Genomic DNA, 22,433 nt, shown 5'->3' with positions numbered 1-22,433 from the left:
GACAGCGCTACCGCAGCGGCCTGCGATCAGGGAGAATCGACCGGTCCCTTCCAGCCGACGGGACGTCCTTACAACCCGCCGACTGGAGAGAGCGCGCGTGGAAGCAACCGTACACTTCATCAACAGCATCATCTGGAGCAAGGCACTGATCTTCGTGTGCCTGGGCGCCGGCCTGTTCTTCAGCCTGCGCACGCGCTTCATGCAGATCCGCGGCTTCTTCGAGATGTGCCGCCTCACCGTCAAGGGTGAGAAATCCGACGCCGGCGTGTCCTCGTTCCAGGCCCTGGCCATGTCGATGGCCGGCCGCATGGGCATCGGCAACATCGCCGGCGTGGCTACGGCCATCGCCTTCGGCGGCCCTGGTGCGATCTTCTGGATGTGGGTGATGGGCTTCCTCGGCGCGTCCACGTCGTACGTGGAATGCACCCTGGCGCAGATCTACAAGACCAAGGACGCCGAAGGCCGCTACCGTGGTGGCCCGGCGTACTACATCGAAAAGGCCATGGGCCTGAAGTGGTACGCGCTGGCCTTCGCCATCGCCACAATCATCGCCGCCGGCTTCCTGATGCCGGGCGTGCAGGCCAACGCCATCGCCGACAGCATCATCAACGCCTGCCGTGGCACCGCGCTGTGCGGCCCGCTCGATGGCCAGGCCTTCGGCATGGAGTCGGTGCAGGCGCTGAAGCTGGGCATCGGCATCGTGGTCGCGCTGCTGCTGGGCGTGGTGATCTTCGGCGGCGTCAAGCGCATCGCCAACTTCGCCGAAGTGGTGGTGCCGTTCATGGCCGCCGGTTTCATCCTGATGGCCATCGTCATCATGATCATCAACTACGACCGCGTGCCGGAGATGTTCAACATCATCTTCAGCAGCGCCTTCGGTACCCACGCCGCGTTCGGCGCGATGATGGGCCTGGCGGTGGAGTGGGGCATCAAGCGTGGCATCTATGCCAACGAAGCCGGCCAGGGCTCGGGCCCGCATGCAGCGGCCGCCTCGGAAGTCTCGCACCCGGCCAAGCAGGGCTACGTGCAGGCCTTCGCGATCTACTTCGACACCATGATGGTGTGCACCGCCACCGCGTTCCTGATCCTGGCCAGTGGTACCTACAACGTGTATTCGGCGGCAGGCGCCGGCGCCCCGCCGATCTTCCAGGGCCTGGCCGGCATTCCCGAAGGTGCGGGCTACGCCCAGGCCGGCGTGGAAGCGGTGCTCCCGGGCTGGGGTTCGGCGTTCGTGTCGATCGCCATCTTCTTCTTCGCCTTCACCACCATCATGGCGTACTACTACATGGCCGAGACCAACCTCAGCTATGTGAACCACAACAGGAAGCGCCCGCTGACCGTGCTGGTGCTGCGCCTGGGCATCATCGGCATGGTGGTGTTCGGCGCGTTCCATAATGCGACCCTGGCCTGGGCGCTGGGTGACATCGGCGTCGGCCTGATGGCCTGGCTGAACATCATTGCCATCCTCATCATCCAGAAGCCGGCGATGCTGGCCCTGCGTGACTACGAACGACAGAAGAAGCTGGGCCTGGATCCGGTGTTCGACCCTGATGCCCTGGGCATCAAGAACGCCGATTTCTGGCGCCAGCGCAAGCAGGAGAGTGTGTAAGTGAACAACCCCTGGAACAATCGCCGCCCGTCCGCCCGTCCGCCGCGCGCAACGCCGTTGCCGCGCCCGGAGGTGCCGGCCACGGGCGGTGGTGGGCGCGGTGGCAGCGACGAGCTGCGCCTGTACGGCCTGAATGCCGTGCTGGCCGCGTTCGAAGCGCGGCCACAGGCGCTGCGCAAGCTGTACCTGCTGGAGGCGCGCATTCCGCGCCTGCAGCCGCTGCTGAAATGGTGCGTGGCCAACCGCGTGGGGTATCGCGTGGTTGAAGACGGCGATCTGAACAAGCTTGCCGGCACCACCCACCACGAAGGCGTGGTGGCCGATGTGCTGCGCGCACCGGCGCTGCCGCTGGCGCAGTGGCTGGAGCAGGTCGGCGACGGCCCGGCGCTGGCGCTGTGGCTTGATGGCGTGGGCAACCCGCACAACCTCGGTGCGATCCTGCGCTCGGCCGCACACTTCGGCGCCAAGGCGCTGCTGCTGCCGGCCGGCAGCACGCTTGCGCTGTCCGGTGCCGCCGCGCGCGTGGCCGAGGGCGGTGCAGAAGCGGTGCCGCTGGTGCAGCTGCCGGTGATCGCCCAGGCGATGACGCAGCTGCGTGCGGCCGGCTTCGGCCTGGCGGCGACCCTGGTGGAGGGCGGTGATGACGTGTTCCGCACCTCGCTGCCGGCCCGCCTGGTGTATGTGATGGGCGCCGAAGGCGAGGGCATGGACCGCAGCCTGGCGGGAGCGTGCGACCTGCAGGTCTCGATTCCCGGCAGCGGCGCGGTGGAGAGCCTGAACGTGGCCTCGGCCACGGCGGTGCTGCTGGCGCAGTGGGCGAGCCGCCGCGGCGATTGACACGGCTGTTTCATCGCGTGTTGATCTGAAACCCGGCCCTCGTGGCCGGGTTTTTTGCGCAGATCCCTCGGAGCATCGACATGATCACGCGGATCGCACGCCAGGTGCAGTCCAAGAAATGGGTTGATTGCGACTGATCAGGTTGCATCAAGCATGCTTGATGCATGAGTACGCACTTTTAGAATTTGTCTCATTGTTGAGCCGCATCCTGCATCGCACGGTGGACCTCCATCCAACGTCGGACAGGAGTGGTTCCATGCATCGAATCCAACACCACGCGCTGCGCGCATCCCCGCTGCTGGTGCTTTGCGCGCTTGCAGCCTCGCCGGCGCTGGCCGAAGAACGCAGCCTGGACGGCGTCAACTTCACCGGGCCGCTGATCACCCCCAACCCGGCTGGCCTGCCGCAGGGCAACTGGTACATCGAACCCTATCTGGTGCGGATCGACAGCCGCGATCATTACGACGATGGCGGCCATCGCCGCCGCAGTGGGCAACGCAGCGGCGCATGGGCAACGGTGGTACCGATCATCTACGGCTTCAGCGACCGGGTGATGGGGCAGGTCAATCTCAGTGCATCGCGTGCCGAACAGGGCGGCGCGCGCAGCAGTGGTTTCCGTGCCGGTGACACCACCGCGCGCCTGCAGTACCTGTTGCAGGCGCCCAATGCCGATGGCACGCGTCCGGCCATCTCGGTCGCGCTGGTGCAGCGCTTCAGCACCGGCAGCCATGACCGCATCACCGGCAATCCGCTCGATGCGCAGGGCGACGGTGTGCAGCGCACCACTGCCGCATTGGGCGTGCAGCAGGTGGTCTGGCTGGGTAACGACCGCCCGCTGCGCTGGCGTGCCCAGCTTAGCGCCGGGCCTGCGCCGTCGCGGACGGCGATCTCCGGGGCCAGCGTCTACGGCACCGACGACAGCTTCCAGGGGCACATCTCCCGGGGGTCGGTGCTGGGCCTGTCGGTCGGCGCCGAGTACAGCTTCAATCCGCGCTGGGTGGGCGTGATGGAAGTGGCCGCCAGCCGCGAGACCGGCCAGCGCCTGAGGGGTTTCGCGCGCAACGCCAGCGGTGGTTTCGAACGCATCGACGAGCATCGCCCGGCCAGCCGCAGCGTCACCCTGGCGCCGGCCGTGGAGTACCACTTCAGCCCGTCACTGGGCCTGATCGCCGGCGTCGAGTTCAGCGTGGCCGGCCGCAACACCGGCCGCATCATCAGCCCCCAGGTCGCCCTGGGCATGTTCTTCTGAGGGGCCGCCGATGAACATCGAATCCATCGTCAACGCGATCCTTGGCGTCGTCTGGAGCCCCTACCTGGTGGTGCTGTGCCTGCTCACCGGCCTGTACTTCAGCGTCCGCACGCGCTTCATCCAGCTGCGTGCATTGCCGGACATGCTGCGCCTGATGTTCCGCCATGAGCGCTCCGATGCCGGCGTGTCGCCGTTCCAGGCGTTGTCCCTTTCGCTGTCCAGCCGCGTGGGCGTGGGCAACATCGCCGGCGTCGCCATGGCCATCGCCTTCGGCGGGCCCGGCGCGATCTTCTGGATGTGGATCGTCGCCTTCCTCGGCGCCTCGAGCGCCTTCATCGAGTCCACGCTCGCGCAGATCTACAAGGAGCGCGACGGCAAAGGACAATACCGGGGTGGCCCGGCGTACTACATCGAAAAAGGCCTCGGCCAACGTTGGTATGCAGTGCTGTTCGCATTGGTGACGGTGCTGGCGGGCGCGATGCTGGCCGGCACGCAGTCCAATGCGATCACCAGTGCGGTGAACGAAGCCTGGGACGTGCCGGTGATGACCACCACGGCGGTTCTGCTGGTGGTGCTGGGTGCCATCCTCATCGGCGGTGTGCGGCGCATTGCGCGCGTGGCCGAATGGGTGGTGCCGCTGATGGCCGTGGCCTACCTGCTGGTCGCGGCGCTGGTGATGGTGCTCAACGCGGACAGGGTGCCGGAGGTGATCATGCTGGTGCTGCGCAGTGCATTCGGCGTGGATGCGGCGTTCGGCGCGATGATCGGCACCGCCATCCAGTGGGGCGTGCGCCGTGGCGTGCTGTCCAACGAGGCCGGCATGGGCAGTGGTGCGCATCCGGCCGCCGCCGCGGAAGTCTCGCATCCGGTCAAGCAGGGCCTGGTGCAGTCGTTCTCGGTCTACATCGACACAATGGTGGTGTGCAGTGCGACCGCCTTCCTGATCCTGTCCACCGGCCTGTACAACGTCTACGACCCGGCGGTGAACGGTATTCCGGATGAGGCGCGCCTGCTGCTGGGCAATCTGCCGGGTGTCGAAGCCGGGCCACGCTTCGTGCAGCACGCGGTGGAATCGACGCTGCCGGGTTTCGGCCGTTCGTTCGTGGCGCTGGCGATCCTGCCGTTTGCGTTCACCACCATCCTGGCGCTGTATTACATGGCCGAGACCAACGTCAGCTATCTGTGCCGTGATCGGCCGACGCCCTGGGTGATGGGCGGCTTCCAGCTGCTGTTCCTGGCGGCAACCGGCTACTCGGCGGTGAACAGTGCAACGGTGGCCTGGTCGCTGGGCGACATCGGCGTCGGCCTGATGAGCTGGCTGAACATCATCGCCATCCTGCTGTTGCAAAGGCCTGCCCTGGCCGCACTGCGCGACTACGAGCAGCATCGCCAGGCCGGCAAGGATCCGCTGTTCAACCCGAAACTGCTGGGCGTGCGCAACACGAGCGTGTGGGAAGGCTGACAGGATCGGGGTCAGATCCCTCGCCAAGGCGAGGGCTCTGACCCACGCCATTGCCGGGTGGGTGCGAACCTCGGTTCGCACCGCTCTTCCCGCTGCACTCGCCGGGCATGGCCCGGCGCCAGCGCATCACTCGTTCGGCGGCGTGGTCGCCTTGGCCTCGCTGCCGAAGCTGCCGTCGGCTTCCGCCGCCAGGTAGGCGAACACCGTATACGCGGCCACGTTCTGCGCCAGTGCCTTCGGGTCGATCTTGTCCAGCGTGTCGTCGGCGGTGTGGTGCAGGTGGAAGTAGTCCGAGCCGTCCTGCGCCAGCCACGCCCACGCACCGCCCTTGGCGGCCAGCGGGCCGACGTCCGGGCCCGGGCCACCCTTGTCGGCCTGGTACTCGATGCCCAGCGGCTTCATTACTTCGGCAATCTGCTTCGTCGCTTCACGCGAGCCTTCCGGATTCGGTGAACCAGTATTGAAGGCGTAGATGCGGCCTGCGCCGAAGTCGCTCTCGGCGGCCAGCTGGTGCAGGGCCACGTCCTTCGCGTGCGCTTCGGCATAGGCCTTGCCGCCGTAGAGGCCCTGTTCCTCGTTGGCGAAGGCGATCACGCGGATGGTGCGCTTCGGTGCCTGCTTGAGCTGGCCGATCAGGTGGCCGGCGGCCATCGTGATGCCCACGCCCGCGCCGTCATCCACGGCGCCGGTGCCCAGGTCCCACGAATCCAGGTGACCACCGATCACCACCACTTCCTTCGGCAGGCTGCGGCCGGTGATCTCGCCGATCACGTTGTACGAGGTGGCGGTGCCGTCCCAGCCGCAATCCAGTGCCACCTTCACTGTGGTGCTGCCACGCGCCAGCAGGCGGGCCAGCTGGTCGGCATCGGGCACCGACAGCGCGGCCGACGGCACCGGGGTCAGGCCGTCATCGAAACGGGTGATGCCGGTGTGCGGCACGCGGTGCGAGTCGGTACCGGCCGAGCGCATCAGGAAGCCGACCGCGCCCTTGCGGATGGCTTCGGATGGGCCCTTGCTGCGGATCGCACCGCCGCGGCCGTAATCGCGGCCATCGCGGAAGGGCAGCATCTGGTAATCGACGAAGGCGATCTTGCCCTTCAGCGAACCTGCCGGTGCGGCCTGCAGCGCGGCCAGATCGGCGAAGCGCACCACCTCGGCTTCCACGGTGCCACCCGGGCTGCCGCCCAGTGCGGTGATCTGCAGCGGCTGCGGGTTCCTGCCGGTCACGGCGGCGTGTTCGCTGCGGCGCTCCCATTTCGGGAACGTCACCGGCTCCTTCCAGACCTTGTCGAAGCCCAGGGCCTTGAACTTGGCTTCGGCCCAGGCAACGGCGCGGGCATCGGCTTCGCTGCCGGCGATGCGCGGACCAATCTCGGTGGTGAGCGACTCGACCACCTTCCAGCCGGTGTCATCGGCCAGCGCCTGGTCGCGCAGCTGCGCGGCGGTCGCCAGCGAGGCGGGGGGCAGGGTGGTGGTGCGCGGTGCCGCGAAGGCCGGGGCGGCCAACAGGGCGAGGGAGGATGCGATGGCAAGGACGCGGCGACGCATGGACAACTCCGGGAAGGGACCTAAGCCTTGGAGCTTAACAGTCGTTCAGCCCGGCGCATGGGCGGGAGGTCATGGCTGGCGCGGATGCTGTTTTCCGCCAGATGCAGCAAAGCGAAAGCCCCGCCGGAGCGGGGCTTTCGCCTGCTTCTGTAGAGCCGAGCCCATGCTCGGCTGCCTTTTGCAGATCAGCCGAGCGTGGGCTCGGCTCTACAGGTGGGAGGGGCGCCCATAGGCGCCCGGTACCCTTACTTCTTCAGGCTGTCGCGGATCTCGCGCAGCAGCACCACTTCTTCGGCCGGCGCCGCCGGTGCCGCTTCCTTCTTGCGCGACAGGCGGTTGATCGCCTTGACCACGATGAAGATCGCGAAAGCCACGATCACGAACTGGATGACGGTGTTGATGAAGTCGCCGTAGCCAACCACCACCGCCGGGATCTCCTTGCCATCCGGTCCGAGCCGGGCTGGCGACAGCGTCCAGGCCAGGCTGGAGAAGTCCACGCGGCCGATCAGGTAGCCCAGCGGTGGCATGATGATCTTCTCGACCAGTGCGGTCACGATCTTGCCGAAGGCCGCGCCGATCACCACGCCGACGGCGAGGTCGATGACGTTGCCGCGCATCGCGAATTCCTTGAACTCGGTGAGCATTCCCATTGTTGTTTTTCTCCGGTGGGGAAGTGGACAGCGCGCAGGGTAGCGCAGGTGATGTCAGCCGGCGATCACGCCGTGGCGCTCGGCCACGTTTTCCAGGCGCGCGCTGAAGCGGTCGCCGGGCTTGAGCGCGGCCACGCCGGACGGCGTGCCCATGAACACCAGGTCGCCGGCACGCAGCTGCCACAGCTTGGACAGCTCATGCAGGATCTCCGGCACGTTCCAGATCATCTGGTCGAGCAGAGCCTGCTGGCGCACCTCGCCGTTGACCTCCAGCGACAGGTTCAGCGCGGCCAGGTCGCCGACTTCCTCGGCGTGGACGATTTCGCTGATCGGCGCGGAGGCATCGAAGCCCTTGGCCGCGTCCCACGGGTGGCCCTTGTCCTTGGCGGCGGCCTGCAGGTCGCGGCGGGTCAGGTCCAGGCCGACGGCATAGCCGTAGACCAGTGCGTCGGCGTCGGCCACGGCCAGCTCGCCGGCGGGCGCATCGCGGCCGATCGCCACCACCAGCTCCACTTCGTGGTGCAGGTTGGCGGTCGCTGGCGGGTAGGGGATTGCATCGTCGTGGCCGACCACGATCGCATCGGCCGGCTTGCTGAAGAACATCGGGCGGCCACGGTCATCGGCCGCGGGCACTGCCGCACCCATTTCGCGGGCGTGGTCGGCAAAGTTGCGGCCGACGCAGTAGATGCGGTGCACGGGGAAACTGCCACCACCGGCTACCGGCACACGCGGCAGGGCTACGGCAGGGATCACATCGGAGACATCGGACATGCGGGCATCCAGGAAGAGCGTGCCCGCAGTCTAGAACGCATGGCGCCCGCCGTCAGCGGGCGCGCAGGAAGTGGATCAGCGCGAGGCCGGCAACACCGGCTTGCGTACCACGCGGTACTCGCCTTCGACCACGGTCGGGTCGACCGGACGGGCAACACCCGGCTTGCGCGAGGCCAGCAGCTTCCACGCCAGGCCGACCAGGATCATCGCCGCACCGACGAACACACCGATGAACACCATCGCGGCCAGGATCGCCAGGCCAAGCAGGCCCACGGCAACGCGCACCAGCGGGTGGCGCGGCTTGCGCGGCGCGAACAGGGTGCGGAACTGGTTGAAGGCGGATGCGCGATTGAACATGGCGGCTCGATAGGCTGGTATCAGCGAAACCAGAGTATCGGGACGCGCCACTGTCATTGAGTGAAAAACTCGTTAAATATAGCCTGTGCTTATTACGGATCAATGACTTGTGTTCATGTCGCAGCCAGTCACCTGAGTGGGCATGCGACAATGCGGGTTTACCGTACGAGCCTTCGCCATGACTGCCGCTGCTGCCCTGATCGCCCTGGATGCCATTGCCGATGGCGCGTTTGCCGAGGTCGAAGCGGTGGTCGATGGAGATGCCGAATCGCTGGTGCTGTACCGCGACGGCGCGCAGGTGCGCGCATTCCTGAACATCTGCCCGCATGCCGGCCGCCGCCTGGACTGGGCGCCGGGGCAGTTCCTGAAGAGCCGCGAGGGCCACCTGGTGTGCGCCGCGCATGGCGCGTCGTTCGCGCTGGACAGTGGCGACTGCATCGCCGGCCCGTGCAAGGGCGACCGCCTGCGCGCGGTGCCAGTGGACGTGCGCGATGGGCAGGTCTACCTGGCTTGAGGCCAGAAGCAGTCGAGCACGGCTCGACGCTACAAAAGCCGTGTCGACCAAGGTCGACAGCTAACAGAGCGAGATCCGTGCCGACCAACGGTCGGCACCCACCACCCGCCGCGTGAAACTGTCGAAGGCGGAGTGGGTCCGGTTGCGGGGGTGTCCGCGGCATGGATGCCGCGGCCAAGCCCCCATGGACGGGTTCACGGCGTCCCCCGCAACCGGACCCACCCCGCCATCCCACGGAATGCCAGCCTTTGACGTTGACGTTGATTCGGCGGGTGCAGGGCGCAGCCCTGCCAACAAACCCCAACCCTCAGAACATCAGGTTGATCATCAGCACCACCACGCAGGTGTAGATCAGCGACAACGGGCCGCCGACCCGCCACATCTCGCGCGGGGTGTAGTTGGCCGGGCCGGTGATCATCGAGATCACCGGGTTGGAGGCCGTCATCAGGTTGTTGGACGCCGACAGCGCCACGATCAGCGCGAACGCGGTCGGGTTGCCACCCGCCGCCAGTGCCAGGTTCACCGCAATGGGGACCATCACGATGGTCGCGCCCACATGGCTGATCACCAGCGAGAACGCCGTGGTCAGCAGCGCCAGCGCCACCTCCAGCACCCACACCGGAATGCCGGTCGGCAGCTTGTCGATGGTATGGCCGGCTACCCACGCGGCCGCACCGCTGGAGTCCATCGCCCAGCCGAGCGGAATCAGCCCGGCCATCATGAACACCGTCTTCCAGTTGATCGAGGCATAGGCCTCGTCCATGCGCAGCACGCCGGTCAGCAGCATGCCGGCCACGCCGGTCATCAGCGTCAGCGCCACCGGCAGCTTGCTGGTCAGCGCGATCAGGATGGTCAACGCGAAGATCGCCATCGCGATCTTGAACTTGTGCGGGCGCTGCTCGCCGGTCGGGTAGTCGGTCACCACCACGAAGTCGCGGCTCTTGGCAGCCTGCGCCAGGTCGGTCCAGATGCTGTGGAACACCAGCATGTCACCGGCGCGCAGCTGCACGTCACGCACGTCCTCGCGGATCACCTGCTTGTCGCGGTTGATCGCCAGCAGGCTGATGCCGCGCTCCTTGCGCAGGCGCAGGTCGGCCGCACTCTTGCCGATCACGTTCGAGGTCGGCGGCACCACCGCCTCGGAAATGCCGGCGCGGCTGGGGTTGAACAGGTCGCCCAGGTGCTTCAGGCGCGAGGACATGCGCAGGAACTGGTTCTGCGCGAAGTCGCTGATCTGCTGGCGCGGGCCCATCGCACCGAGCACGCTGCCGACCCAGATGCGCATCTCCGCCGGCGGCGCCAGGCGGGTGTCATTGCCGGTCTTCAGGGCCAGCAGCAGTGGCGCATCGTGCAGGGTCTCGGCCTCGCCCAGGGTCATGCCGACCAGCGGGCTTTCGGCGCTGACCACCAGCTCGAACACATCGCCTTCGATGCCGTAGGTCTTGGCAAAGTAGCTCTCGGTTCGCGCCGGGGTGACCCCGTCGTTGACCAGGTTTTCTTCCTCGATCAGCTTGCGGTCGCCGTAGTAGCGGAAGTACAGCAGCGAGGCGACCAGCAGTGCCACGCCGATCGGCAGCGGCGCGAACATGCGCAGCGGCTCGATGGTGGCCAGGCCGGAGGGCAGGTTGTTGTTGGCCGAGGCCAGCAGATCGTTCAGCAGGATCAGCGGCGAATTGCCGACCATGGTCAGCGCGCCGCCCATCACGATCGCCGCCGAGATCGGCAGCAGCAGGCGCTGCATCGTCAGCCCGGTGCGCGCTGCCAGTCGCGAGGCGACCGGCAGGTACAACGCCATCACCGACGGGTTCTGCATGAAGGATGAGTTCAGGCCGGCGATGGCCGTGGTCATCATCAGCAGCCGCTGCTCGACACCGTGGCCGCGCCGCAGCAGCCAGGCGGCCAGCCGGTTCAGCGCCCCGGTGCGGTCCAGACCCGCACCGAGGATGGTGGTGGCGATGATGCTCATCACCGCGTTACCGGAGAAACCGCCGAAGATTTCCTCCGGCGCGATCAGTCCGGTGACACCGAGCACCACCAGCACCACCAGCGCGACCACGTCGGCGCGGATGCGCTCGAACAGGAACATCGCCATCGTGAAGCCGACCAGCCCGAGCACGAGCTTCATGTCGTTGGTCAGCGTCAGCGCGGTATCCATGTGGGGCGCGGCGTCCTCAGGCGATCGTCAGGTGCGGTCGTACAGCAGGTCCCAGACGCCATGGCCGAGCTTCTGGCCGCGGGTCTCGAAGTGGGTCTGCGGGCGCCAGTCCGGGCGCGGCACGCTGCCACGCGGGCCGGCACGGTTGACCAGGCCGGCGGTGGCATCGAGCACATCCCACATCTGCTCGGCGTAGTCCTCCCAGTCGGTGGCACAGTGCAGGCGGCCGCCCGGGCGCAGCTTGCGCACCAGCAGTTCGGCGAACGCCGGCTGCAGCAGGCGGCGCTTGTTGTGGCGCTTCTTGTGCCACGGGTCCGGGAAGTAGATGCGCACTTCATCGAGCGCGCCGTCGGCGATCTCGTTCTGCAGCACTTCCACCGCATCGTGGTGGTACAGGCGCACGTGGTCGGCATTGTCCTCGGCCAGCGCGTTCAGCAGACGGCCCACGCCCGGGGCGTGCACCTCGATGCCGATGTAGTCGCGCGACGGGTCGTGCTGGGCGGCGAAGCGCAGCGCGGCACCGTTGCCGAAGCCGATTTCCAGCACCTTGTGTGCCGGGCGGCCGAAGGTGGCGTCCAGGTCACGCGGTTGGCCGGTGTAGTCGAGGCCGAAGCGCGGCCAGCGTTCGTCGAACGCGCGCTGCTGGGCAGGGGTGAAGCGGCCCTGGCGCAACACGAAGCTGCGCACCTCGCGGCGGCCCTCGCTCACGGTGAAGGGCTTGGGCGGGGCCTTGGAACCGGCGCTGTCAAAAGGATTGGTCATCAGCCGATCAGCCCATCCACCGGCGAGGAGGCGCTGGCGTAGCGCTTGCGCGGGATGCGCCCGGCCAGGAACGCCTCGCGGCCGGCCTCGACCGCCTTGCGCATCGCACTGGCCATCAGCACCGGGCTGCGTGCACCGGCAATGGCGGTGTTCATCAGTACGCCGTCGCAGCCCAGCTCCATCGCGATCGCCGCGTCCGACGCGGTACCGACGCCGGCGTCGACGATGATCGGCACCTTGGCGTCTTCGATGATCTGCAGCAGGTTGTACTTGTTCTGGATGCCCAGGCCCGAACCGATCGGCGCGGCCAGCGGCATCACCGCAGCGCAGCCGATCTCTTCCAGGCGCTTGGCCAGGATCGGGTCGTCGGAGGTATAGACCATCACCTCGAAACCGTCCTTGACCAGCTGCTCGGCGGCCTTCAGGGTCTGCATCACGTCCGGGTAAAGGGTCTTCTGGTCGCCCAGCACTTCCAGCTTGGTCAGGTTGTGGCCGTCCAGCAGCTCACGGGCCAGCCGGCAGGTACGCACGGCGTCCTCGGCGGTGTAGCAGCCGGCGGTGTTGGGCAGGATGGTGAAGCGCTCCGGCGGCAGCACGTCCAGCAGGTTCGGCTCGCCCGGGTTCTGCCCGATGTTGGTGCGGCGGATGGCCACGGTGACGATCTGGGCGCCAGCGGCCTCGGTGGCCAGGCGGGTTTCTTCCAGGTCCTTGAACTTGCCGGTGCCGGTCAGCAGCCGCGAGCCATAGGTCTTGCCGGCGATCACCAGCGAATCGGGGGAGACATGAACGTTCATGGCGCGATTATCGCTTATCCGCCTGAAGATGGGGTCACGCAGAGGGCGGGGTCGAGCGTGGGGTCAGATCCCTTTGCCATCGGCAAAGGGATCTGACCCCTGAACACCCGCGCAGGCCTCAGCCCCCGCCCAGCGCGTGCACGATCTCCACCACGTCGCCTTCGGCCAGGACGTGCTCGCCATGGCGGCTGCGGCTGACGATCTCGCCGTTGACCTCCACCGCCACCCGGCGCTGCAGCAGCTGCTCGGCCTGCAGCAGGTCGTGGAGGGTCGCCGAAGCGGGCAGGGTACGGGGTTCGCCGTTGAGCTGGATGTTCATCGCCGCATTGTCGCCGATGGCCTGCGCGGATCGGAACCCTTGCAAATTTCGTTGATCGCCAGCCCCGGCACAGCGTGGTCCAGCGCCCTCAGGCGACAATCCATGCGGCGGCGCAGCGTGAGCAAAACGCGGCGCAGTGGAACCATTCACCGTGCGCCGGCGTACGTCCGCCGGGTCCTCAACGATATCCCCACAGGAGTTTTTTACATGCTGCTCAGCAAACGCCCGATCCGCTCCCTGATGGCGGCCGCGATCGCGCTGGCCGCGCTTCCGGCCATGGCAGGCGAATCCCCCTATTCCAAGGCCGTGTTCTTCGGTGACAGCCTGACCGACGCTGGCTATTTCCGCCCGCTGCTGCCGGCCGATGTGCGTCCGGTGACCGGCCAGTTCACCACCAACCCGGGTTGGGTGTGGGCGCAGCAGGTCGCCAACTACTACGGCCTCAACGGCACGCCCAACGGCAATGGCCAGAACGGTGACAACTACGCCGTCGGCGGCGCCCGTGTATCGGCCGACGAAGCGGGTGGCCTCGGAGCCATTCCGTCGCTGAAGTCGCAGGCGACCCGTTACCTTGCTGCGAATGGTGGCAAGGCTGACGCCAATGCCCTGTACACCGTATGGGGCGGTGCCAATGATCTGTTCGCGGCCACGCGCGCAGCGGCCGGTGGTGCCTCGCAGGCCCAGGTGCAGGGCATCATCGGCGCCGCGGTCACCGACCAGATCGCGCTGGTGGGCGCCCTGAAGCAGGCCGGTGCCCAGTACGTGCTCGTGCCGAATCTGCCGGACGTGGGCATCACTCCGCAGTTCCGTGGCCCCAACGCCGCCGCCGCCACTGCACTGTCGGCCGGTTACAACAAGGCCCTGTACGGTGGTCTGAAGCAGGCGGGCATCGAGTTCATTCCGCTCGACACCTTCAGCATCCTGCGTGAAGTGACCGCCAACCCGGGCATGTACGGCTTCACCAACGTCACCAGCACCGCCTGCAAGATCGATCCGGCCAACTCGACGCAGAGCATCCTGACCTGCAACCCGACCAGCTACGTCAGCCCGGATGCGGCCAACACCTACCTGTTTGCCGATGGCGTGCACCCGACCACCGCCGGTCATCAGCTGCTGGGCCAGTACGCGGTCTCGGTGCTGGAAGGCCCGCGCCTGCAGCAGGTGCTGAGCCACTCGGCACAGACCATCGGCCGCTCGCGCGCCGACCAGGTCAGCATGCACCTGGGTGGTCGTCCGGCTGACGGCCTGTCCTGGTGGGGGGGCGTGCGTGGCGACCTGCAGCGCTACGACCACGCCGACCTGTACGACGGCCTGGCCCCGGCCGGCCTGTTCGGTATCGACTGGTCCCGCGACGGCATGGTGTTCGGCGGTTTCGCCGGCTTCGGCCGCCTCAGCGCCGACTTCGGCAACAGCCGTGGCGACTTCACCCAGAAGGACACCACCGCCGGTCTGTTCGCCGGCTGGTATGGCGACCGCATCTGGGTGAACGGCCAGGTCAGCTACACCTGGCTGTCCTATGACGTGAACCGCAAGGTCCAGCTGGGCCCGGCTACCCGTGAGCATGGTGGTTCGCCGGACGGCAGCAACCTGACCGCGGCCCTGAACGCCGGTTACGAATTCGGCACCGAAGGCGGCTTCCGCCACGGCCCGATCGCGTCGGTGATCTGGCAGAAGGTGAAGATCGACGGTTACAGCGAAAGCGCTGCGGCTGGCACCCTGGCCACCGCACTGGGCTACGACCGCCAGAACGTCGATTCGACCGTCGGCCGCATCGGCTGGCAGGCCCGTTTCGATGGCGGCGCCGTCAAGCCGTACGCGCAGGTGACCTACGATCACGAGTTCGAGGACACCAAGCAGGCCAGCGCCTGGTTGCAGACCCTGCCGGAACTGGGCAGCTACCGCGTGCCGGGCCTGAAGTTCGACAAGAACTACGCCACCGTCGTGCTGGGCGCCCGCACCGAGCTGTTTGGCCTGCAGAGCAACTTCGGCCTGAGCGCTTCGACCGGCCAGAAGCGCGCGCAGGACGCTACCCTGTTCGCCAACTTCAGCGGCACGTTCTAAGCAGCACCCGCTGGGGTCGGATCCCTTTCCGTAAGGAAAGGGCTCTGACCTGTTGCGCCGGGGGTCGGATCCGTTTCCGCCAGGAAACGGCTCTGACCCCATTGCGGCATGCTGCCATTGCGCAACACTGGCCCAAGCGCATAGACTTTCACCGCGCACTGCGGGCGTAGCTCAATGGTAGAGCTGTAGCTTCCCAAGCTACTGACGTGGGTTCGATTCCCATCGCCCGCTCCAATCGCGCCACGCGCGTAGACAGAAGGCCGCTCATCAGCGGCCTTCTTCATTTCTGATTAGTTTCATATCCACGGCCATGCCCGCCCGGTTAGCGTTGCCGCATTTCCTACACGGAAGCAGCGCATGGAAACGAAGGACGACGTCGTCGGCAGCCTTCATGAGATCTACAGGAACTCCGGTGCCGGCACCTCCCGCCAGCTGGAGGCAGTGCGCGCACTGGGTCGCGCCGGTGGGCCGAAGGCCGCGCAGCTTCTGTGGCAGATCTATGAGGGGACCTCGGCCGGATCGGTCACGCAGATGGCCTGCATCGCAGCGCTGGGTGAATCCGCGCGCGGGTTCTGAAGCGGAACCAGCCCGCATGGTGATGCGGGCCTGTGGTGTATCCGGCGACGGTTACTCTTTCGCCGGAATCGTCGCCGCAGGAGCCGGCCACTACCGGCGCAGGCAGCACGGGCCAGGCATCATCCACCCGCCACACGCCCGCGCTATGCTTCGCGCCTGCCGACCGATCCCACCGCGATGAAGCTCGCCATCCTGTCCCGCAACAGCTCCCTGTATTCCACCCGTCGGCTGGTCGAGGCGGCGCGCGCGCGCGGCCACACCGTGCGCATCCTGGACCCGTTGCGCTGCTACATGCGCATCACCGCCGATGGCTTTTCCATGCACTACAAGGGCCGGCCAATGACCGGCGTGGACATGGTCATCCCGCGCATCGGTGCCTCGATCACCCGCTACGGCACCGCGGTGCTGCGCCAGTTCGAGCTGATGGGCGCGCGCACGCCCAATCCGTCCGACGCCATCCTGCGTTCGCGCGACAAGCTGCGCGCGCACCAGCTGCTGGCGGCCAAGGGCATCGACATGCCGGTCACCGTGTTCGGCGACAACCCCGACGACACCGTCGACCTGCTGTCCATGCTGGGCCCGCCGCCGCATGTGGTGAAGCTCAATGAAGGTACCCAGGGGCGCGGCGTGATCCTGACCGAGAAGGCCAGTGCCTCGCGCGGCATCGTCGAGGCGCTGCGCGGCCTGTACGCCAACTTCCTGATGCAGGAATTCATCGGCGAGGCCAAGGGGGCCGACCTGCGCTGCTTCGTGGTGGGCGACCAGGTGGTGGCGTCGATGCAGCGGCAGGCACCGGAGGGCGACTTCCGCTCCAACCTGCACGCCGGGGGGACCGCCGTGGCGGCCAAGGCCAGCCGTGCCGAGCAGCAGGTGGCGGTGCGTTCGGCCAAGGCGCTGGGCCTGTCGGTCTGCGGCGTGGACCTGATCCGGTCCGCGCGCGGCCCGCTGGTGCTGGAGGTCAACTCCACGCCCGGGCTGGAAGGCATCGAAGCGGCCTGCGGGGTCGACGTGGCCACACGCATCATCGAGCATGTAGAGAAGATCAAAAAACCCTGATTATCCATGGGGTTATGATTCTCACGGGTAAATGATCCGGGCCTTTAACGAGGCTTTAATCGGAGCGGGCGTAGGCTTCAGCGAACCGCAGCTCTGCCTCTCAGCAGGATCGGTATCGGGATACGACTTCAGGCCCAGGCGGGTGCACCGTCTGGGCCTTTTTTATGCCTGTCGGCCCCATGCCCAAGGTCTCTTGTGGAGGCCGCGTGACGGTCGTAGAGTTGGCCCTTCGTTCCGGGATGGATCGGGAGGTTGGCGATGTACCGCATCATGATGATCGCGTTGCTGCTGGGCCTGTCTGGCGCTGTTGCCGCCAAGCCGGAGAAAGTGGCTGTACAGATGGACCGGCAGGGCTCGGTCGCCGAGCAGATGCGTCAGGTGGAGACCGCCCTGGCCGCCCCCGACTATGCCGAACTGTCCGCCGAGGATCGCGGCCAGGTGCAGCAGTCGCTGTCGCGTATCCGCCAGCACATGGGCGAACGCCAGACCGTGCAGGAGCTGCCGCCGCAGCTGCAGGCCGAGGTCTTCAACGAGCAGGAACGCATCAACACCCTGTTGGCGCGTGGCCATGAAGACAGCCGGCAGATCTGCAGGTACGAACGCACCACCGGCAGCAACATGCCCAAGAGCCGCTGCCTGACCGTGGCCGAACGGCGCCGGATCGAAGAGAAAGGCAAGGCGCTGATCAACGACCAGCGCAGCTACAACACGCTCAGCCCACCGCCCGCCGGGCGTTGACCGCACCGCCCTTCGGCCCATCGAGTGTGCTGTGACGGCGCATCGGTGGCACCGCAGGATCGATGTTCCACTCATGGAAGAACCTGGAGGTAACGATGCAGCGCATGACCCCCTTCGCCCTGATGCTGGGCCTGGCCCTGGCCACCACCGCCCACGCCAAGCCCGAGAAAGGGCAGGTGAAGTTCGACGCCAACGCACCGGTGGCCGAACAGATCCGCAACGTTGAGACGGCGATCAACAGCGAGGACTACAGCGAGATCGGGCTGGAAGACAAAAGCCGCGTGCAGCAGGCGCTGGGCCGCATCAAGATCAAGATGGGCGACCACGAACGCGTGGAGCAGGTCAGTCCGCAGGACCGCACCGAGATCTTCAACGACCAGGAAGTGATCAACACGATCATGACCCGCGCCCACGCCGACAGCCGCATGGTCTGCCGTCGTGAACGCACCACCGGCAGCAACATGCCGCAGAGTGTCTGCCTGACCGTGGCCCAGCGCCGCAAGGCGCAGGAAGACAGCCGCAAGGCGCTCAACGACAACCAGCGCTTCAACAACTACAAGCCCTGATCGCTGCCGGACCGATCGCATGCCGCCATCGGTCACCCTGCCGTGCGTCCCTTGTGGGCGCATCGGCGGAATCGTAAAGTCGAGACCCTATTCATGGACGAACATGGAGCTCGTCATGTACCGCAACACGACACTTGCCCTGATGCTGTCGCTCGGCCTGGTAGCCACCGTGCAGGCCAAGGCGCAGAAGGACACCGTGCAGATGGATGCCTTCACCCCGGTGTCCGAGCAGATCCGCCGCGTTGAAACGGCCATGGGCAGCGAGGACTACAGCGAGATCGGGCTGGAGGACAAGAGTCGCGTGCAGCAGGCACTGAACCGGATCCGGATCAAGATGAATGGCCGGGAGAAGGTGGATGAGCTGGCCCCGCAGGAGCGCAACGACCTGTTCAACGAGCAGGAGATCGTCAACACCATCATGACCCGCGCCCAGGCCGACAGCCGCATGATCTGCCGCCGCGAGCGCCTTACCGGCAGCAACATGCCGACCAGCGTCTGCCTGACCGTGGCCCAGCGTCGCAAGGCCCAGGAAGACAGCCGCCGGGCGTTGACCGACCAGCAGCGCATCAGCCGCTGACCGGCTGACGCGGGGCTTTTGCCGGTGTCGGCCCTTCGGTACGAAATGTTAAGAATGGAACCTGTATCGTTCAGCAGGTAGACGTCGCGTCCACCCACGCAGGGGCATCCTGAGCGGGTGGGCCTGGCCCCCCGACGACCCTTCAAGAACCAGAGGTCCCAGTGCGCATTCTCGTAATCGAAGACAACAGCGACATCGCCGCCAACCTTGGCGACTACCTTGAGGATCGTGGCCACACCGTGGACTTCGCCGCCGACGGCGTGACCGGCCTGCACCTGGCCGTGGTCCACGAGTTCGACGCCATCGTTCTGGACCTGAACCTGCCGGGCATGGATGGCATCGAAGTGTGCCGCAAGCTGCGCAACGAAGCGCGCAAGCAGACCCCGGTGCTGATGCTGACCGCCCGCGACTCGCTGGACAACAAGCTGGCCGGTTTCGATTCCGGCGCCGATGACTACCTGATCAAGCCGTTCGCGCTGCAGGAAGTGGAAGTGCGCTTGAACGCGCTGTCGCGCCGCGGCAAGGGCGTGCAGACCCGCGTGCTGGAAACCGGCGACCTGGAATACAACCTGGACACGCTGGAAGTGCGCCGCCAGGGCAAGCTGCTGCAGCTCAACCCGACCGCGCTGAAGATCCTGCAGGCCCTGATGGAGGCCGCGCCGGCCGTGGTCACCCGCCAGGAGCTGGAAACCCGCGTGTGGGGCGAGGAGCTGCCCGACTCGGATTCGCTGCGTGTCCACATCCACGGCCTGCGTGCGGTGGTCGACAAGCCGTTTGAAGTGCCGCTGATCCAGACCCGCCATGGCATCGGATACCGCATCGCCACCCCGGAAGCCTGATTCCGTGGCAACCAAGGGGGAGCGCCGGCGTTCGCCGTATCGGCGGCGCCTGCGCAGCCGCATCATCGTCTCGTTCGTGTTGTTGGGCTTCTGCCTGACGACACTGTTCGCGTTTGCCACCAACTGGGCCCGCATGCGCGTGGAAAACCAGCTGGTGGAAGACGTGATGAACCGCAACATCAACGAGTACGTGCGGCGGTTCTACGAGAGCCCGGATCGCAACCCCGACCTGCCCGTGCAGCAGATGCGTGCGCGCCTGATCAAGCCTGACAAGTTTGACGCGCTGCGCGAGGAAGAGCCGGACTGGTATGAGTTCAAGGATGGCCTGTACAACATGGGCGGCGTGGACGAGCGCGGCCAGCGCTATTCCTACAAGCTGGCCGTGCGCAAGACGCCCGACGCCTGGGCGTTCCTGGCCTACGACATGACCGACAGCGTGCGCGGTGGGCAGCAGCTCAACCGCGCGCTGGTGCTGTCGGTGCTGGTGTTCAGCCTGTTGTCGCTGGTGCTGGGCTGGTGGTCGGCATCGAAGGTGATGAAGCCGGTCTCGGACCTGGCCGCGCGGCTGCGTGCCTATCGCGGCGGCACCAGTGATCCCGAGCCGCTGGCGCCGCGGTTCCCCGACGACGAAGTGGGGCAGCTGGCGCAGGCGCTGGATGATTATTCGTCGCGACTGACCGAAGTGGTGCAGCGCGACCGCGAGTTCAATGCCGACGTCAGCCACGAACTGCGCACGCCGCTGGCGGTGATCCGTGGCGCCACCGAACTGCTGCTGACCCGGCCCGGCCTGGATGAGAAGGTGCTGCAGCGGCTACAGCGCATCCAACGCGCCGAACAGCAGTGCAGCGACCTGATCGGCGCGCTGCTGCTGCTGTCGCGCAACGAGCGCGGGCAGGGCACCAGCAACGTCGCGCGCGTGGCCGAACAGCTGCTGGACGCCCACCGCGCCCAGCTGGGTGGCAAGCCGCTGGAGCTGGCGCTGGAAGGCGAGCGCAACCTGGTGATCGATGCGCCGGAGGCGGCCTTGTCGGTGGCGCTGGGCAACCTGATCGGCAACGCGGTGAAGTACTCGCAGGATGGCGAAGTGCGCGTCTTTGTCGGCAGCAATTCAGTGTCGGTGACTGACAGCGGCCCGGGCCTGAGCGAAGAAGACGCCGCCAAGCTGTTCCAGCGCGGCTATCGCGGCACCCATGCCGGCCATTCGCAGGGCGGTGGCATCGGCCTGTCGATCGTCAGCCGCCTGTGCGATCTGTACGGCTGGCAGGTCAGCGTGCGCCCCGGTGGCGAGCGCGGCGTGATCGCCACGCTGACGTTCTCGCCGAAGCCGTTGTAAGGGCCCCTGCCAGGGTGGGCGCCGACCTTGGTCGGCACGAATCCTGCCGACCTCACAACGCGCCCTGTGTCGCTTGTGCCACCGAATTAACTTCGCAGTCGTGATGCGCAAGAAGCCCAATACGACATCACTGTGATCGCCGCCACGCCGCGTGCGTGTCCGCATGCACGCATTCGTGCCCTCAGCGGCGGCTTGAGAATTTCCTTACAGATCACAACGCTACGTGATGGCCAGATGGGGCGGCCGGGGCAGGTGCCCTGGCCGGGATTGGCGTCCTGAAAAAAACCAACATTCAGCACTCTTCGACGGCCCCTCAGACAGTCGTTGAAAATGCACCGCGTGCCTTGCTTCGGCGGGCGGTGCGTGGGGATTCATCAGAATCCGCTGGAGTATTTTTGCTGAATGTCGGATCTCCGGTACGCCAACCCGCACCGTCCGCCACCTCGCATCCGCAGGTGGCTCGTCGTCTGCGAGGAGATTCACCATGTCCGCACGCCCCGTGTTCCCCCAACTGTACGCACTGATCGGCGAAGCCGCTGACCTGCTGCCGGCCGACGTGGCCGAGCGTGTCGAAACCCTGCTCGATGATCCCAAGGATCTGCTGCCCGCGCTGCTGGCCCGCATGGACGGTCGCGATGCCGCCGACGGTCGCCGACTGGAAGCGCAGGGCCTCAGCCCGGCCCAGGCGGCCACCATGGCCGGCCTCAGCCGCACCCTGGCCGGCTTGAATGCACTCATGCAGGTGCTGCACGCCGCCGAAGCCGCCCGCGAACAAGGCGGCGCGCACCAGCAGCTGAGCCCGGATGTCGTCGACGGCCTGCTGCTCGGCGCACGAGAACTGGCCCGTTATGCCCGCCTGCAGTTGGAGTAGGTCCACGCCACGCGTGAATGCAGAACGCTTTGTAGAGCCGAGCCCATGCTCGGCTTGATGATCGCAGCCGAGCGTGGGCTCGGCTCTACAGCAGTTCCGCGCTGGTGCAGGGTAAATCGCCGCAATGCGTGGATGCGTGTGGTAGTGCCGGCCGCTGGCCGGCAACCAAGCCTCAACCCCCAGCCAACCCCAGATAGCGCTCATGCAGCGCTTCCACCTGCGCCTGCAGGTCTTCCGGGTGACCATCGTTGACCACCACATCATCGGCCAGTGCCAACCGCTGCGCGCGGCTGGCCTGGGCGGCGATCATCTTGTCGGCCAGCGCGGCGTCGATGCCGTCGCGCTGCATCAGCCGGGCGTGCTGCACGGCTTCGGGCGCATCCACCAGCAATACCCGGTCCAACCACGGGTAGGCCTGCCGCCCACCGACCTCGGTCAGCAACGGAATGGCGGCAATCGCATAGGGGCTGGCGGCCTGCTCGCACTGCTGTTGCATCAGCAGACGGATGGCCGGGTGGGTGATCGCTTCCAGCGCCGCCCGTTCGGTCGGGTCGGCGAACACGTGGGCCCGCAGGCGTGCCCGGTCCAGGCTACCGTCCGCCTGCAGCATGCCGGCGCCGAAGCGCTCGGCGATACGGTCCAGGGCCGGGCTGCCGGCGGCAACCACCGCGCGGGCGGCCAGATCGGCGTCGGCCACCACGATGCCCAGCGCCTCGAAGCGCCGGGTCACCTCGCTCTTGCCGGCGGCAATGCCGCCGGTCAGGCCAACCACATAGCGGCTCATGGGGA

At 66.9% G+C, this 22,433-nt stretch carries 23 protein-coding genes and 1 tRNA gene; 15 read left to right on the top strand and 9 right to left on the bottom strand.

Annotation, left to right across the window (positions count from 1 at the left end; genetic code table 11):
• The first annotated feature begins 97 nt into the window (after positions 1-97).
• The 4 genes from VG566_RS11485 to VG566_RS11470 all read left to right on the top strand — a co-directional run bounded on the left by VG566_RS11485 (position 98) and on the right by VG566_RS11470 (position 5,157).
• Positions 98-1,609, top strand: coding sequence for an alanine/glycine:cation symporter family protein (locus VG566_RS11485; protein ID WP_032957176.1), 1,512 nt, complete (start codon positions 98-100; stop codon positions 1,607-1,609).
• Positions 1,610-2,446, top strand: coding sequence for a TrmH family RNA methyltransferase (locus VG566_RS11480; RefSeq protein ID WP_241884269.1), 837 nt, complete (start codon positions 1,610-1,612; stop codon positions 2,444-2,446).
• Positions 2,447-2,702: 256 nt separating this feature from the next.
• A complete protein-coding gene (locus tag VG566_RS11475; protein WP_241884270.1) occupies positions 2,703-3,695 on the top strand; it encodes a hypothetical protein in 993 nt (330 codons plus the stop codon).
• 10 nt (positions 3,696-3,705) lie between these two features.
• Entirely contained in the window at positions 3,706-5,157 is a 1,452-nt protein-coding gene (locus VG566_RS11470) for an alanine/glycine:cation symporter family protein (protein WP_164110906.1), read from the top strand.
• Between the two features lie 126 nt (positions 5,158-5,283).
• Here VG566_RS11470 and VG566_RS11465 read toward each other — a convergent pair whose 3' ends face one another.
• The 4 genes from VG566_RS11465 to VG566_RS11450 form a co-directional block, all read right to left on the bottom strand.
• The gene (locus tag VG566_RS11465) at positions 5,284-6,705 is read right to left on the bottom strand and encodes a M28 family peptidase (RefSeq protein WP_032957185.1); all 1,422 of its coding nucleotides are present in this window, start codon (positions 6,703-6,705) and stop codon (positions 5,284-5,286) included.
• Between the two features lie 245 nt (positions 6,706-6,950).
• A complete protein-coding gene (gene mscL, locus VG566_RS11460; RefSeq protein WP_005418809.1) occupies positions 6,951-7,355 on the bottom strand; it encodes a large-conductance mechanosensitive channel protein MscL in 405 nt (134 codons plus the stop codon).
• A 54-nt stretch (positions 7,356-7,409) separates the two neighbouring features.
• Positions 7,410-8,126, bottom strand: a complete 717-nt coding sequence (locus VG566_RS11455; RefSeq protein WP_019660190.1) for a fumarylacetoacetate hydrolase family protein — start codon at positions 8,124-8,126, stop codon at positions 7,410-7,412.
• A gap of 75 nt (positions 8,127-8,201) precedes the next feature.
• Entirely contained in the window at positions 8,202-8,483 is a 282-nt protein-coding gene (locus VG566_RS11450; RefSeq protein WP_005410817.1) for a hypothetical protein, read from the bottom strand.
• Positions 8,484-8,661: 178 nt separating this feature from the next.
• Here VG566_RS11450 and VG566_RS11445 point away from each other — a divergent pair, with 178 nt between their 5' ends.
• The gene (locus VG566_RS11445) at positions 8,662-8,997 is read left to right on the top strand and encodes a Rieske (2Fe-2S) protein (RefSeq protein ID WP_012511947.1); all 336 of its coding nucleotides are present in this window, start codon (positions 8,662-8,664) and stop codon (positions 8,995-8,997) included.
• Positions 8,998-9,304: 307 nt separating this feature from the next.
• Here VG566_RS11445 and VG566_RS11440 read toward each other — a convergent pair whose 3' ends face one another.
• The 4 genes from VG566_RS11440 to thiS all read right to left on the bottom strand — a co-directional run bounded on the left by VG566_RS11440 (position 9,305) and on the right by thiS (position 13,027).
• Entirely contained in the window at positions 9,305-11,152 is a 1,848-nt protein-coding gene (locus VG566_RS11440) for an SLC13 family permease (protein WP_032957191.1), read from the bottom strand.
• 27 nt (positions 11,153-11,179) lie between these two features.
• A complete protein-coding gene (gene trmB, locus VG566_RS11435; RefSeq protein WP_019660186.1) occupies positions 11,180-11,914 on the bottom strand; it encodes a tRNA (guanosine(46)-N7)-methyltransferase TrmB in 735 nt (244 codons plus the stop codon).
• Complete coding sequence (locus VG566_RS11430; protein ID WP_005418798.1) at positions 11,914-12,708, bottom strand: thiazole synthase; 795 nt, start codon at positions 12,706-12,708, stop codon at positions 11,914-11,916. The genes trmB and VG566_RS11430 overlap by 1 nt, the downstream gene beginning before the upstream one ends.
• Before the next feature lie 118 nt (positions 12,709-12,826).
• Positions 12,827-13,027, bottom strand: coding sequence for a sulfur carrier protein ThiS (gene thiS, locus VG566_RS11425; protein WP_005418796.1), 201 nt, complete (start codon positions 13,025-13,027; stop codon positions 12,827-12,829).
• A gap of 207 nt (positions 13,028-13,234) precedes the next feature.
• Here thiS and VG566_RS11420 point away from each other — a divergent pair, with 207 nt between their 5' ends.
• The 10 genes from VG566_RS11420 (at position 13,235) to VG566_RS11375 (ending at position 21,644) form a co-directional block, all read left to right on the top strand.
• Complete coding sequence (locus VG566_RS11420; RefSeq protein WP_100450531.1) at positions 13,235-15,088, top strand: autotransporter outer membrane beta-barrel domain-containing protein; 1,854 nt, start codon at positions 13,235-13,237, stop codon at positions 15,086-15,088.
• A 160-nt stretch (positions 15,089-15,248) separates the two neighbouring features.
• Positions 15,249-15,322: transfer RNA gene (locus VG566_RS11415), tRNA-Gly, on the top strand.
• A 123-nt stretch (positions 15,323-15,445) separates the two neighbouring features.
• Complete coding sequence (locus VG566_RS11410; RefSeq protein ID WP_049405652.1) at positions 15,446-15,664, top strand: hypothetical protein; 219 nt, start codon at positions 15,446-15,448, stop codon at positions 15,662-15,664.
• A gap of 177 nt (positions 15,665-15,841) precedes the next feature.
• The gene (gene rimK / locus VG566_RS11405; protein WP_241884271.1) at positions 15,842-16,720 is read left to right on the top strand and encodes a 30S ribosomal protein S6--L-glutamate ligase; all 879 of its coding nucleotides are present in this window, start codon (positions 15,842-15,844) and stop codon (positions 16,718-16,720) included.
• 258 nt (positions 16,721-16,978) lie between these two features.
• On the top strand, positions 16,979-17,458 hold the full coding sequence (locus VG566_RS11400; RefSeq protein ID WP_032957208.1) for a hypothetical protein: 480 nt from the start codon (positions 16,979-16,981) through the stop codon (positions 17,456-17,458).
• Positions 17,459-17,553: 95 nt separating this feature from the next.
• Positions 17,554-18,024, top strand: coding sequence for a hypothetical protein (locus VG566_RS11395; protein ID WP_014648207.1), 471 nt, complete (start codon positions 17,554-17,556; stop codon positions 18,022-18,024).
• A 115-nt stretch (positions 18,025-18,139) separates the two neighbouring features.
• Entirely contained in the window at positions 18,140-18,601 is a 462-nt protein-coding gene (locus VG566_RS11390) for a hypothetical protein (protein ID WP_014648206.1), read from the top strand.
• Between the two features lie 161 nt (positions 18,602-18,762).
• Positions 18,763-19,440: a response regulator transcription factor gene (locus VG566_RS11385; protein ID WP_005410804.1), complete on the top strand. Its 678-nt coding sequence runs from the start codon at positions 18,763-18,765 to the stop codon at positions 19,438-19,440.
• Positions 19,403-20,773, top strand: a complete 1,371-nt coding sequence (locus tag VG566_RS11380) for a sensor histidine kinase (RefSeq protein ID WP_032957212.1) — start codon at positions 19,403-19,405, stop codon at positions 20,771-20,773. The genes VG566_RS11385 and VG566_RS11380 overlap by 38 nt, the downstream gene beginning before the upstream one ends.
• A 484-nt stretch (positions 20,774-21,257) precedes the next feature.
• A complete protein-coding gene (locus tag VG566_RS11375) occupies positions 21,258-21,644 on the top strand; it encodes a hypothetical protein (RefSeq protein WP_014648204.1) in 387 nt (128 codons plus the stop codon).
• Between the two features lie 172 nt (positions 21,645-21,816).
• Here the strand turns inward: VG566_RS11375 and coaE are convergent, their stop codons facing one another.
• Positions 21,817-22,428, bottom strand: a complete 612-nt coding sequence (gene coaE / locus VG566_RS11370; RefSeq protein ID WP_197574441.1) for a dephospho-CoA kinase — start codon at positions 22,426-22,428, stop codon at positions 21,817-21,819.
• Positions 22,429-22,433: the final 5 nt, after the last annotated feature.

This window comes from Stenotrophomonas sp. CASM114, from assembly GCF_049384325.1.
GTDB lineage: Bacteria > Pseudomonadota > Gammaproteobacteria > Xanthomonadales > Xanthomonadaceae > Stenotrophomonas > Stenotrophomonas muris.
This window is presented reverse-complemented; position numbering and strand designations above follow the sequence as displayed.